The organism is Rhizobium sp. 21-4511-3d (assembly GCF_053522545.1).
In genome coordinates, this window is record NZ_JBNWCF010000004.1 from 26224 (window position 1) to 39388 (window position 13165).

The following is a 13165-nucleotide window of genomic DNA, read 5'->3' on the forward strand; positions in this document are numbered from 1 at the left end:
TCCGGGGCCAGTTGATGATTTTGTTGCCGATCATTATAACAGATTGTTATGAAGATAGATGAAAGACACCTGATCCAGCTTGCGGCAGTCGTGAAAACCGGAGGCGTCACGGAGGGGGCAGCGCTGCTGGGCCTGGCGCAGTCGGCGGTATCGAGAACGCTCTCGATGCTCGAAAAGCGCGTCGGCGAGCCCCTGTTCATCAAGGGCCGGCGCCCGTTGCAGCCAACGGCCTTTGGCCTGGCGCTGGCCGAGCACGGCTTCGTCATGCTTGCCGCATCCCGCAAGGCCTCAGACCTCGTGGAAAGCTTCCGGATCGGCAATAGCGGCGTCGTTCGGGTGGGCGGCACGCCCTTTTTCATGGATTCCCTGATCGCCGGGCTTTGCGCCGAGTTCCAGGCCACCCATCCCGATGTGCGCATTGATCAGAGCTACGGCTATTTCCCGGATTTGCGCGCCGGATTGAAAGCCGACCAGATCGACATCGCCATCTGCCCGATCGATATTCTCGACGAAGGTTCCGGACTGGAATTCCAGCAAATTCTTCCCGGCCGGAACGTGATCGCCTGCGGGCTCACGCATCCCCTGCTTCTGAAGAGAAAACTGCTGCCGAGCCAGCTTCTGAGCTATCCTTGGGTCGCACCGCCTCCGGGCAGCCCGCTGCTTGCCGACCTCCGCGCCCTGCTCCTGTCCTTCGGCGGCACCGAAATCAAGGTGCGCTACTCCGGTGGCTCCTTGATGGGCGTCATCAACTATCTCAAAGCCTCGGATGCGCTGACCGTCATGCCGCACAGCGTCGTCTTCGCCCAGCGCAAGGAAAGATCGATCACCGCGCTGCCGATCAACATCCCGCATCCGGAACGCGCACTTGCCATCCTCAAGCGCGTCGATGCCCCACGCACACCGGCCGTCGAACAATTCGCCACCTATATCCGCTCCGGCTTCCAGACGCTTCGCCACCTGATCAAGCGGCACGAGGAAGCGGTTATTTGGGGGCAATAGCAACGGGAAATTTGATCGCGTCAACTAGACGCCGCATCACCAACCTAGCCACCTAGCGAGCGCCTGAGATCGACATCCCTTGGCTCCAAGGCAGACAGCGATACCTCGATGCTGCGATCATCTACGATAACACTCACTTCGGCATCACGCTTGCCAACCAGCCTGACATGCGTGGGCTGCCCATCCTCCCAAGACAAGTCGATGACGATCCCATCGCGGATTCTAAGACCCGAGACCGATCCGCCCTGCCACTCGCTGGGCAATGCCGGCAGCAGCCTCAGCTGCCCCGGTTTTGATTGAACCAGCATCTCCAGGATGCCGGCCGCGCCGCCGAAATTGCCGTCGATCTGGAAGGGCGGGTGGGCGTCGAAGAGGTTGGTGTAGGTTCTCTCGGGGCTGAGGAGAAGCTTGACGACGTCGAGGGCGTGGTTGCCGTCGCGCAGCCGGGCCCAGAGATTGATGCGCCAGCCGATGCCCCATCCGGTGGCGTCGTCGCCGCGGATTTCCAGCGAGCGGCGGGCGGCGGCGGCTAGGTCCGGGGTCCTGTCCATGTCGATCTGCCAGCTCGGATAGAGGCCGTAGAGATGCGAGACATGGCGGTGGTGGATTTCCGGCACGTCCATATCCCAGTCCTCAAGCCATTCCTTCAGCTGGCCGGCGGCGCCGATACGGTCGGGCGCAAGGCGCGGCAGGATATCGTCGATCTCCGATACGAGAGCCGCCTCGCCGCCGGTAGAGACGGCGAGCGGACGCAGGAGCGTGAGGAAATCGCGGATCAGCTGGTTGTCCATTGCCGGACCGGCGCAGATCGAAGCGCCGTGCGGGTGGATATTCTCCGGCGAAAGCGACGGGTTGGTGACGAGATAGTCCGTGCCGGGCAGCGGCACGAGCACGTCGAAGATGAATTGGGCGGCCCCTTTCGCTGCGGCGAACAGGCGCTTTCGGGTGGTCTCGGGATCATCGAGGTAATCGCAGACATCGAGAAGCTGCGCCATCAGCCAGATACCGCCGGTCGGCCAGAGGCCCCATTGCGCGCCGTCGATCGGGCCTGTGGCACGCCAGAGATCGGTGTTGTGATGCATGACCCAGCCGCGGGCGCGGTAATGCACCTTCGCCATCTCCTGCCCGGTTTGGGCCAAATCTTCTGCCATGGCGATCAGCGGCTCGATGCATTCGGTCAGATTGGCGGGCGCCGCCAGCCAGTAATTCATCTGCAGATTGATATTGGCGGTGTATTTGCTGCCCCAGGGCGGATCGGTCTGGTCGTTCCAGATGCCCTGAAGATTGGCGGGCTGGGTGCCCGACCGCGACGAGGCGATCATCAGGTAACGGCCGAACTGGACATAGAGCGCCGCCAGAGCCGGATCATGCCCATTGGCGAATTCGGCGACGCGCCGATCCGTCGGCAGGCCTGCGGCAGGCGATGACCCGAGATCGATGGAGAAGCCGCCATAAAGCCGCTGATGCTCGGCGATGTGATCGCGATGAAGATCGGCATAGGCGCGGCGGGATGCACGATCGAGCCTGTCTTCGATATCCCGGTCCGGATTGCCGGAGACGTCGTCATAGCGCCTGAAATTGGTGGCGGCGTCGAGCAGGATAATGAGCTCGTCCGCGGCCTCGACATCGATGCCTCCGGGCGCTGCTCTCAGCTCGCCGCCGCTGTTGATCACCCTGATGCCGAAGGTGAAGCGCAAGGCAGAGGCTATGCCGGACTCAGATTTACCGGTACCGGACAGTATCAGCTGCTGCGGTTCGATCTTGCTCAGCGCGCTGCGCTGCGGGCTGTCGATCGAGATACTTCCGCTGATCGCCCCTTTCCTGTCGGCGGAAAGCCGCATCACAAGGATATCATCGACAGGCGAAATGAAGGTCTCGTGGCGGAAGCTGACGCCATCGACCGTGTAGGAGGCGACCGAGGTTGCCGTTGCGAGATTGAGGTTTCGGCGGTAGCCGGAGACGTCCTGCCGATGGGAGAGCTCGATCCGAAGATCGCCGACCGGCTGATAGGACATCTGCTTGATCGGCCGCGCCATCAGATGTGCCTCGGCCATGGCTTCGGCCTCGGCATAGCGCCCCGCAAAGATCAGCTCCCTCACCTGCTGCAGGTAAGCGTAGGCGTCAGGATTGACCGGCTGATAGGGGCCGCCGGCCCAGAAAGTCGATTCGTTGATCTGCAGCCGCTCGTGATGCGGATCGCCGAAGACCATAGCACCGAGCCGGCCGTTGCCGAGCGGCAGGGCGTCCGTCCAAAGGCTGGCCGGCCTGTCGTACCAGAGAATATCGTCGTTCATGATCACTCCGCCGGAATGGCGTTTGCAGGTTTCAGATCGCGGAGGCGTTGACCGTCTGCGCCGAACAGCAGCGCCTTGCGCGCCGGGAAGGCCGCGGTCACCGTCTCGCCGGGACGGCGCGATGTCTCGGAACGATCCTCGACGATGACGGATTGCCCGGAGGACAGCGTGCCGTAGATGAAGCGCGTCCCGCCGAGGTTTTCGACGACATCGACCTTCACCTCGATGGCGCCGCCGGCGCCCTCCTGCCCGGTGAAATGTTCCGGCCGGATGCCGACCTTGACGGGAACGTCACGGCCGCCGCCATACATCAGATCCGGGCGGAAGCTCGCGCCGCAATCGAGCCTGACGAGCCCGTCCACCCCCAGCGTTCCCTCCAGGAAATTCATGCGCGGCGAGCCGATGAAACCGGCGACGAAGAGGTTGTCCGGATCGGCATAGAGCATGTCCGGCGTTCCCATCTGCTCGATCTTGCCGGAGCGCATGACGACGATCTTGTCGGCAAGCGTCATCGCTTCCGTCTGGTCATGGGTGACATAGATCATCGTTGCGCCGATGCGGCGATGCAGCTTGGCGATCTCGACGCGCATCGAGACCCTGAGTTCCGCGTCGAGGTTGGAGAGCGGCTCATCGAACAGGAAGACTTCGGGATTGCGGACGATCGCCCGGCCGATTGCCACGCGCTGGCGCTGGCCGCCGGAAAGCTGGGCAGGCTTGCGTTTCATCAGCGGCTCGATCTGCAGCGTTGCGGCCGCGGCGGCGACGCTGCGCGCAATCTCGTCCTTCGCCATGCCGGCCATTCGGAGCGAAAAGCCGATATTCTGCTCGACGGTCATATGCGGATAGAGCGCGTAATTCTGGAAGACCATGGCCACGCCGCGCTCGATCGGGTCGGCCTCGTTCATCCGCCGCCCATTGATCTTGAGGTCGCCGCCGGTGATTTTTTCGAGACCGGCGATCATCCGAAGGAGCGTCGATTTTCCGCATCCGGACGGGCCGACGAAAACGGTAAACGAGCCGTCATCGATGCTCAGGTTGAGGCCGCCGATGGCTTCGAAACTGCCATAGGACTTGTCGATATTCTGCAGTTCAACGCTGGCCAAAGCTTCCTCCCTTTAACCGCTTGGCGGGCAGCGCGCGTCAGGTCACCCTGCGCGTCGAGCCTCGCAGGATGATGTCGCATTCCAGAACGACGCTGCGCGTCGCCCCGCCCGCCGGTTCCGCCAGACGCTCGACGAGAATGTCGGTAATCGTTTCGGCAATGCTGGCGACTGGCTGCGCCACGGCGGTGATTCCCGCCTCGTAGAGGCGGAAAACAGCGACGTCGTCGAAACTCGCCAGCGACACGTCCTCGGGCACATGACGGCCGTTCTCCTTCAGCCAGCTGAGCGCGCCGACGGCCATGCCGTAGTTGGCGGAAAAGATCGCGGTCGGCGGGGTCTCCACCGACATCAGCCGCTTGGTCGCCTCGTAGCCACCGTCCATCCGCCAGTTGCCGCGTACGGCAAGTGCCGGATCGGGCGCGATCCCCCGTTCGCGTAGCGCCTGCTCGTAGCCTGCCAGGCGCTCGATGCCGGACGAATTGCGCGGATCGCCGGTCAGGATGCCTATGCGGCGGTGGCCGAGGTCGATCAGGTGGCTGACCAGCCGATAGCTCGCCTTGTGGTTCTCGACCATCACCCGGTCTGCCGCGAGGCCTCTAACGTCGTTGTTGTAGAAGATGATCGGGATGTCATGGTTGATGAGATCGTCGACGCGGTCATAAACCTCGGCCGTCCCGTCCATGATGAGCGCATCGACGCGCTGGGCGGCGAAGAAATCAAGCGCTTCGGCCACGACACGCGGATCGCCGCCGTGGCAATAGGTCAGGAGCGCCCGCCCGGTCCGGCGCACGGAATTTGCCAGATGCTCCAGCATGCGCGCATGGAACTCGTCGAAGGTCGGCACCAGGAAGCCGATCATGTGCGTCAGGTCGGTGCGGATCGACGCAGCGGCGGCATTGCGCTTGTAACCGAGATCCTGGATCGCCCGTTCGATCTGTTCGCGGTTCGAGCGGCGGATCGTCTGGCCGTTGAGATAGCGCGACACGGTGCCGACCGCGACATCTGCCACCTTGGCAACGTCGATGATCGTCGCTCCGCGCTTTCTCCCAGCTGTGTGATCCGTCTCGTCCATTTCAAGCAAACCCCTGCACGTCTATCGCCAAAACGGCGCCCCAATAACGCCATTTCGTCATATAACCCAGCGCCTTGCCGCCCACCAGCGTAAGCGGCAAAGGCGCTAGGTGCGGCCGTCCGGCGACGGCCGCCTCAATCAGGCGCCTTCGAAGACCACGGCGCTGTGGATGTGGAGGCGCGGCACGGTGATGCTGACGGCGCCATCGGCGGCGGCATGCCAGGCGAGCTCCTCGCCGGTCATCGCGTCGAATACCCGCTTCGGCTTCTCAGGCAGGCGCACCGTTGCATTGATCGGGCCGATCGCCGGAATGTCCTCGATCATCTCCATCACCCGCGTCGAACCGTCGTCACCGCGGACAGCCTTGCCGCGGATCTGCGGCGGCCCGTAGAGAAGGTGCAGGACATGGCGGTTGTGCTCGACCTGGCGTGTCAACGTTGCGCGGCCCGAAGACGGAAGGTCGGTGACCATGGCCGGGTTCGGAACGAGGCGGTCGAGAAGACCGCGCACGACATATTTGTAGAGCGGCTGACCCATGGCCCGGTAGAGCCGGAAGATCGGATAGGCGATATAGGCCGCACCGCGATGTTCGGTGACGGCGGCACCCAGCATATCAGCATCCGGATTGTCGGGCGCGTGCTGATGCGAGCAGAAGTGCTTGTAGGAGCGATTGAAATAGGACGGGTAGATGCCGGCAAGCACCATTGCGCCGGTAGAGCGAACGGTCTCCGCCTCGTCGTAAAAGACGAAGGCCGTTTCCGGCATCGACGTGTCGAGGACCTTGTCGGCCTTCACATAGCTCGGCTTGAAGGACACCGGTTCGGGCTGGCGCTCGATGCCGAAATCGACGGCAAAGCGGCCGTCTTCGCCCAGACCCGAGCGCCAGGAAGCGATGAGCTTGCCGCCATTGGAAAGGTAGGTCTTCAGCCGGGCCGCGAGGGCGGCATCGACAGTAATTTCGTCGGGCAGGACCAGCAGCCGATACTGTTCAAAACGGGCCGAGATATCAATGACATCGAAGGGGCGCTTCAACTCCTGCAGCATCTGCGCGGTGCCATCGTCGCTCGGATGGTTTCTGGCCCCTTCCGGATTCATATGCTCGGCAGAAAGGATGGCGATTTCGGAGATCTGCCTGGCGCCTTCCAGGAAAGGCTCCATTTTTTCGACGCGCCGGTAGGCGGGTGCGATCGAGGCATAGGTGTCCGGGTTGATCGCACCGTTCGGATGCAGCTGATCGCCGACCAGACATTTGGAACCGAGCGCGATCATCTGTGCGCATTCATATTCCAGGGCGTCGGGATGCTTGAAGCCGCCGAACTCGCCCCAGGACGTGTGGAATTTTCCGGTATGCGCGAGAAAATCCATGCCGAGCGTTGCCGCATAGCGCGCGCTCGAGGGGAAGTGGTCGTAGCCCCAGCCCCCCGTCGGTAGGCTTTCGAGCTCGAGATGCGAATAGGTTCCGAAGCGCTCCGGCCCCTGCTTGTGAATGTGGCCGCAATTGTAGAACACCCGCAGGCCAGGGAATTCTTCGAACAGCGCCTTGCTCGTCTCGCGGCGGAACTGCTCGTTGACGGCCTCATCGTTCTTCAGCCGATCGGCGGGATTCTCAGGATCGAGACCCTCGCATTGCATGCGCTCGACACAGGCGGCGCAGACGCAATCGGGCGTCAGGATGATGTCAAAGAACAGGCCCTGCGTCGGATAGATCTGGGCGACTTCGCGTGCCTGATCGAGAATGTATTTCCTCAATCCCTCGTGATTGAGGCAGAGGGTGTGCCAGGCCGGGCTCAGCTGCTTGCCTGCCGAGGGATCGCCGGGAAGCGCGTGCTGGTAGCGGTTGGATGCGCTCATCGCCCGCCATTCCGGATGCTCGCGCGCCGTCAGCTCATCCCACTGGACCGAGATATAGATCGGGCTTTCGATATCGGCGGCAGAGAGAGCCTTGACCATATCGCCGAGCAGATCCGGCCGCGCCAGATGCGGATGCGGCTTGCCGACCTTGGTCGGATAATAGGACCAGCCGTGATGGCACTTGGCGAAGATCGTGATCGAATCCACATGCGCCGCCTTCAGCGTCGAGACGAAAGCCTCCGGATCGAAATCCGAGCCGATGCCCGGAATATGCTCAGAGGTGTGGAAATCGAGATGGATCTGGCGGTAGCGAAGCGGCTTGTTGGTAAGTTTCGGCATGGTTCTATTCCTTTGCGCCGGTGCGGGTCTGCGAGCCGGCGGCGAACTGACGTTGGAAGACGAGGAAAACGACAAGCGGGACGATGGTGGTGATGATGGCGGCCACCGATCTCTGGTCCCAGTTGATTTCGTAGCTGCCCGAAATGCGGGCAAGCAGCACCGGAAGCGGAACATCGCTGCGCAGGAAGAGCATCGGCAAAAGCAGCGCGTTCCATGTCCAGAGGAACTGCAGGATGCCGACCGCAAAGATCGGCGACAGGCTGTTCGGCAGCACCACATGGCGGAAGGTCGCGAGTGGGCCGCAGCCATCGATCCGGGCCGCCTCGACGAGCTCCCGCGGAAAGTCCTCGAAGAAGTTTTTGACGAGGAAGATCGACCAGGCAAAGGACAGGCCGACATAGGGGATCAGCACCGAGAAGATGCTGTCGATCAGCCCGAGATCGCGCCAGAGCGTGAAGAGCGGGATGATCACCACCTGCTGCGGCAGTACGAAGGCATTGATGATCAGGATCAGCAGCAGGCGCCTGAACGGGAAATTCAGGAAGTGGAAGGCGTAGGCGGCTGCCGGCGTCAGAAGCATCGTCAGCGCCGTTGCGATCGCCGCGGTCTTCATCGTCACCCACATCGAGGGTGCCAGCGGATACTTGTCCCAGACCTTGCGCCAGGCATCGAGCGTGAAATCGAAGCTCTCGAAATGCCACCATCCGAGCGACACGCCTTGCGGTGGTCGCAGCGAGGTGACGACGATGCCGAGGATCGGGATCACCCAGATACAGGCGACGATGCCGACGGCGATAATGATCCAGCGGGGTGCTTTGCCAATCATCGTGCACCTGCCGTCCGCTGGATGATCGCGGGAATGGAGACGATGAGAACGGCGAGCAGCAGGATGACGGTGGCGGCCGCCCCGTAGCCCAATTTGAACTGGGTCATGGACTCGCGGTACATGAAATAGCCGACCGTCTCCGTGGAACGCACCGGCCCGCCGCCGGTCAGGATGTAGATGATATCGAAAGCGCGCAGCGCGCCGAGCAGGTTGATGAAGATGGCGACGCGAACGCCCGGCATCGACAGCGGCATCATGATGTGGCGCATGGTCGAGACCGGCTTGGCGCCATCCATATAGGCCGCTTCCAGCACCGATTTCGGGATCGCCTGGATGGCGGCAAAGATCAGCATCAGCGGCAGGCCGACACCGCTCCAGGAGGCGGCGATGATCAGCGCCCAGAGCGCCGTATTGGCGTCACCGAGCCAGGCGTGCGCAAAACCCTGGAAGCCAAGAAGCTGGATCAGCGAATTGAGCAGCCCCCCGGCATCCGGCCGGTAGATGCCGAGCCACATATAGCCGGACACTGCCTCCGATATGCCGAAAGCCGCAAAGATCATCACCCGGAAGGGCAAGGTTTCGCGCGGCGCAAAGGCGCACATCATCGCCAGAACCCAGCCGATCCCCACCGAGATCACCGTCGTCCCGATCGTGAAGATCAGCGTCGTCAGCAGCGTATGGCGGAAGGCCGCGTCAGCAAACAGCTTGGCGTAGTTTCCGAAGCCGATGAAGGCCGGCTTTCTGAGCCCCTGGATATCCCAGAAGCTCAGCCGGATCGTTTCCGCCAGCGGATAGACGACGGCGATCGCAAAAAGCACGATCACCGGTGCGATCAGGATGAGTGCGGCGGGCGTGTCCCTGAGCAGACGCCGGCGGCCCTGGATGCCAGCCAGCGGAGAACCCTGCATCACGCCCGCCGCTCCCCGGACAGGGGAAGCGGAGGAGCCCAGCATCAGTAAGACCCTTGGGCCTTGGCCTCGATGGCAGCGAGCACCGTGTCGATATTCGCCTCCGACGGATCCTGCAGGAATTTCTGCAGCTGGACGCGATACTCGTCGACGAGGTCGCCGGGCAGCAGATCGCCGAGCACGAATTGTAGCCTGGAGCTTGCGACGGCTTCCGTCGCCACCTTCTGGGCTTCGCCATAGAGCGACTTGTCGACATTGCTGCTCGGCGAGGCATAACCTGCCTTGGCGAGAATATTGGCGGCTTCGGCGCTGGTCCAATAGTCGAGGAATGCGTCCGCGGCCTTCGGGTTGGCGCCGTTTGCCGTGACCAAGAGTTCCTTGGCATCGACACTCGAGGTGTCGTCATGACCCATGCCGAGTGCTGGGAACTGGAAGAGACTGTAATCCTTGCCTTCGACGAGCTTGTAGTCGTTCTTGGCGCGGTTGTTCATCCACATGCCGATCAGCAGGTAGTTCTTGGCATTGGCCTGGAAGATCTGGTCGGCTTCGCCATCCCAGTCATTGGCGAGCATGCCGTTGGTGGCGCCGCAGCAGCCGGCCTGCAGCATCTGGCTGTATTTCGTCAGCGCCGTCTTCACCACCGGATCGGTCCAGGGGATCTGATGCGCGGCAAGCTTCGCCGCCGTCTCGACGCCGGCCGTCCTCAGGAGCAGTGTTTCGAACCACTCGGCATGCGCCCAGTATTTGCCGGGGATGGCGACCGGGGCCGAAAAACCGGCTGCCGTCAGCTTCGCGAAGGTTGCGACGAACTCGTCCCAGGTCTTCGGCGGCGCGGTGATGCCGGCCTTGGCGAGATGTTCCTTCTTGTACCAGATGCCGGAACGGTCGCCGAACGTGTAGGTCAGGCCGTAGGTCTTGCCATCGATGGCGCCGAGATCCTTCCAGGACTGGCTAATGACCTTGTCCCAGCCGAAGCTCTTCCACTGGTCGTCGACGGGCCGGAGCATGCCGGCATCCAGCAGCTCCTTGCGGAAGGCGGGCCAGGTGTTGATCAGCACATCGACCACCTCGCCGCCCATCAGCGCCGTGCGGATACCGCCACGCATGTCGCCCTGGCCGGTGATCAGCACCTCGCGGATCTTCACATCGGGATATTTCTTCAGGAACCCGGCCTGAACCGTCTTCATCATGTCGGCTTCGGAACCGCCGAGCCAGTTGAGCACGACAAGCTCGCCGCTGACGGCCTCCTGTGCCCGGGCACCGCCCGTCATCGCTACTAGGGCCGCACTCCCGGCCCCTGCAAGCAGGGTGCGGCGGCTGATTTCAGGCATAAATCTACTGCTGCTGGTCATGTCACGTCCTCCCAAACGTTGACTGTCGCATTCGGCATTCAATTTAGTTGAAACGTTATCATCTAAATCGATGGTCGCAAGTGTTTTTTGTCGATAATCAAACGATACACCGTAGGTGGTTGGAAAGATTGGAAAAATTTGCGGGATTGCGGGGAGTGGCATCGGCTAGGACGATGGCAGCACTAGCTCCCCTGCCCCAACGACATCAGCGTGGCGGCCGAAATTCTTCTGGTCGCGGGAGCCTACCGGGCCAGACAAAAAGCGTGCGGCTCAGCTGAGCCGCCGCACGGATCCAAATTCAGTCATAAATCTTGCTGACGAGGCGTTGGCACGCAGCAACGACACCGTCCGGATCCATAAGCAGCGCACCGCCGACAAGATACATGATGTCGTTGCCATAGGCTGCGCGCATCTCGGCGACACGATCGAGCGTCATGCCGCCGCCCGGAGCCGGCGCGATGGTTTTCAGGCCACCCAGTTTTGCCGAGCAGGCAGAAGAGATCGACAGGCACTCCTCGCGGCTGAAGCCGAAACGGCCACCGAAATTCGGATAGATGACGGCATCAGCCCCCATCAGCCTGTGCAGGGTTCCGAAGAAGGTACGATGCGTGAAGCCGCAATCGGGTGACACGACGTTGGCGCCGGAGAAGGCCGGATGAGAGACGATCGGCAGCGTGAAATCCCGATCGGCGGCGAGTGTGCGGATGATATCGTAGCCGGCAAGAGCCGGTGCGATCATGACGCCGCCTGCCCCCGCTTCCTGCGCCTCTTTGGCTCGCTCGACGATTGCCGTCGCGGGTCCGGTGATATTCGGAACGAAGCTCGTCCTGCCGCCGGTTTTGGCGTTGGCCTCGCCGACAGCCGCGACACAGGCCTTCAAACGTTCACTGAATGGAGAGGTCCGTTGGTCGACAAGACCGTGATCGTCCTTGACGAAATGCACACCGCCAATCGCGAAGTCGTGGGCCAGACTGGCCAGCTCCTTTGTCGACAAACCGACCGGTTTAATCGCCGACATGAGCAGAGGCGCCTCGCCTATTCCGGCGCGCGCCCGCAAGCCGGCAATGCCGTGGCGCGGTCCCTTGCAGAGATCGAGAATGCCGGATGAAAGACCGATATCTTCCACCTTCAGACCCGGCTTGATGGAACTGTTGCCGAAGACGATGTTGAGGAACTGCAGGAAATCGCCGCCGACATCATCCTCGGAATAGGAGATGGTCGCCAGAAAGCCCGACCGGCTGTCTCTCACCTGTTCGATGCCCTCCAGGCGGCCGAGGATCACATCCTCGACATAGCCCTTCGGGACAGCAGCGCGTGGGATCTCGACGGTTTGCTCAAGCGCGATGTCGAGCGCCCGTGCCTTCGCCTCGGCAGCGTCGGCCCCACGGATGAAATAGGTGACGGTAAAACGCTCAGCCATCAAAGCGCCTCGGCCTTCTGCGCCGAATGAACGTGATCGAGGCGCACCTCCATCAGCTCTTCCTCGCCGATATCGAGCTTCTTGCCGAGAAGCTCCTCAATGGCTGAGACGAGGGCGCCGGCGTCGAGACCATATTTCTTCATCAGATACGGCTTGGAGGCGCCATGTGCAAAGGTGTCGTTCAGACCGAGCCGCTTCAGCCGGATGCCAAGTCCTTCCTCGGCGAGGATTTCGGCCACCAGTGAGCCGAGGCCGCCTGTCACCAGGTGATTTTCCAGCGTGACGATGCCCTTCTTGCCGCGCGCGGCCTTGAGCAGCCCTGCCCTGTCGAAGGGTTTCAACGTCGAGACATGCAGATGATGAACGCCGATCTTGCGATCGGTCAGCGGTCCAATCGCGCGGAGCGCTTCTTCGGTGCAGACACCCGAGCTCACCACGAGAATGTCATCTCCCTCGGAAAGCGTGCGCAGCTTGTTGAATTCGAATGGCGTGGAGAAGAGCCTCGGCACTTCCCCGCGCAGCACGCGCACATAGACCGGGCCGTCTATGGCGTCAGCGACCTCCAGCACGGTTTCGACTTCGGTCGCGTCGCCAGTTTCCAGCACGGTCATGTTCGGCACTGCGCGCATCACCGAAATGTCTTCGATCGCTTGGTGGGTGATGCCGCCGGGCGTCGTGATCCCCGGAAGGAAGCCCATGAGGCGCACTTTGCGATTGGAATAGGCGATGGAATTGATCAGCTGATCATAGGGACGGCGATAGAGAAACACCGAAAACGTATGAAGAAACGGGCGATAACCCTGCATGGCGAGGCCGGCGGCGAACGACAGCATGTTCTGCTCGGCCATGCCAAGCGAGAGAAACTGCTCGGGGTGCCGGTCTCTGAAACCATCGACCTCACAGGAAGAGGTCAGGTCCGCCGAAAGGCATAGCACCTCGGGTCGCGTGACGGCGAAGGCCTCGAACGCCTTGGCATAGGGACGATTGACAATCTCGACCAT

The 13165-nt window shown here is 62.1% G+C and carries 10 protein-coding genes; 1 reads left to right on the top strand and 9 read right to left on the bottom strand.

The features are described from left to right. Positions 1 to 48 precede the first annotated feature (48 nt). A complete protein-coding gene (locus ACQZ5H_RS10940; RefSeq protein WP_449097686.1) occupies positions 49 to 999 on the top strand; it encodes a LysR family transcriptional regulator in 951 nt (316 codons plus the stop codon). Positions 1000 to 1043: 44 nt separating this feature from the next. Here ACQZ5H_RS10940 and ACQZ5H_RS10945 read toward each other — a convergent pair whose 3' ends face one another. The 9 genes from ACQZ5H_RS10945 to ACQZ5H_RS10985 all read right to left on the bottom strand — a co-directional run bounded on the left by ACQZ5H_RS10945 (position 1044) and on the right by ACQZ5H_RS10985 (position 13165). Further along, complete coding sequence (locus ACQZ5H_RS10945) at positions 1044 to 3293, bottom strand: glycoside hydrolase family 95 protein (RefSeq protein ID WP_449097687.1); 2250 nt, start codon at positions 3291 to 3293, stop codon at positions 1044 to 1046. Positions 3294 to 3295: 2 nt separating this feature from the next. Continuing rightward, positions 3296 to 4396, bottom strand: a complete 1101-nt coding sequence (locus ACQZ5H_RS10950; RefSeq protein ID WP_449097688.1) for an ABC transporter ATP-binding protein — start codon at positions 4394 to 4396, stop codon at positions 3296 to 3298. A 37-nt stretch (positions 4397 to 4433) separates the two neighbouring features. Next, on the bottom strand, positions 4434 to 5468 hold the full coding sequence (locus ACQZ5H_RS10955; protein WP_112717821.1) for a LacI family DNA-binding transcriptional regulator: 1035 nt from the start codon (positions 5466 to 5468) through the stop codon (positions 4434 to 4436). 138 nt (positions 5469 to 5606) lie between these two features. Then, positions 5607 to 7658 (bottom strand): alpha-amylase family protein, encoded by a 2052-nt coding sequence (locus ACQZ5H_RS10960; protein WP_449097689.1) that lies wholly within the window; start codon positions 7656 to 7658, stop codon positions 5607 to 5609. Positions 7659 to 7662: 4 nt separating this feature from the next. After that, a complete protein-coding gene (locus tag ACQZ5H_RS10965; protein WP_112717818.1) occupies positions 7663 to 8484 on the bottom strand; it encodes a carbohydrate ABC transporter permease in 822 nt (273 codons plus the stop codon). Continuing rightward, positions 8481 to 9437, bottom strand: a complete 957-nt coding sequence (locus ACQZ5H_RS10970) for a carbohydrate ABC transporter permease (protein ID WP_203430878.1) — start codon at positions 9435 to 9437, stop codon at positions 8481 to 8483. The genes ACQZ5H_RS10965 and ACQZ5H_RS10970 overlap by 4 nt, the downstream gene beginning before the upstream one ends. After that, the gene (locus ACQZ5H_RS10975; RefSeq protein WP_449097690.1) at positions 9437 to 10744 is read right to left on the bottom strand and encodes an ABC transporter substrate-binding protein; all 1308 of its coding nucleotides are present in this window, start codon (positions 10742 to 10744) and stop codon (positions 9437 to 9439) included. The genes ACQZ5H_RS10970 and ACQZ5H_RS10975 overlap by 1 nt, the downstream gene beginning before the upstream one ends. Positions 10745 to 11042: 298 nt before the next feature. Further along, positions 11043 to 12164 (bottom strand): RuBisCO large subunit C-terminal-like domain-containing protein, encoded by a 1122-nt coding sequence (locus ACQZ5H_RS10980; RefSeq protein ID WP_449097691.1) that lies wholly within the window; start codon positions 12162 to 12164, stop codon positions 11043 to 11045. Continuing rightward, positions 12164 to 13165 carry a transketolase family protein gene (locus tag ACQZ5H_RS10985; RefSeq protein ID WP_449097692.1) on the bottom strand — a complete coding sequence of 334 codons (1002 nt, stop codon included), beginning with the start codon at positions 13163 to 13165 and terminating at the stop codon, positions 12164 to 12166. The genes ACQZ5H_RS10980 and ACQZ5H_RS10985 overlap by 1 nt, the downstream gene beginning before the upstream one ends.